We start from the raw sequence: 342 nt of genomic DNA, 5'->3' as shown, positions 1-342 counted from the left end.
AAATCGTATTTCAAACGAAGTTCACGAACTAAATTTTGCAAGTAGAATGCAAGTGCATATGACAGGTGTTTGGGCAAATAATTTTGTCAATCATTTATATTATATCGCTGGAAATATTTGTGAACAAAACAATGTTCCATTCGATGTTTTGTTGCCTCTTATACAGGAAACAGCAAATAAAGTGATCGAAATGAGTCCAAAAGATGCGCAAACTGGTCCAGCAAAACGTGGAGATCAAGTGATTATTGATCGTCATTTAGAGGCCTTACAAGATGATTCGAGATTATTACAGATTTACCAAATATTGACAGATTCAATCAAACGAGTTTACGAAAAATGATA

General features: G+C 33.6%; 1 protein-coding gene. It reads left to right on the top strand.

Features of this window, described 5'->3' with window-relative positions; translation table 11 throughout:
* A partial coding sequence (locus QWI17_RS19405; RefSeq protein ID WP_302724185.1) for a DUF2520 domain-containing protein occupies nucleotides 1–340 on the top strand: 340 nt, incomplete at its 5' end.
* Between the last annotated feature and the right edge of the window lie 2 nt (nucleotides 341–342).

This window comes from Gilvimarinus gilvus, assembly GCF_030518155.1.
Classification (GTDB): domain Bacteria; phylum Pseudomonadota; class Gammaproteobacteria; order Pseudomonadales; family Cellvibrionaceae; genus Gilvimarinus; species Gilvimarinus gilvus.
Note: the sequence above shows the minus strand (reverse complement) of the source record. Positions and strands in the feature narration are given on the sequence as shown.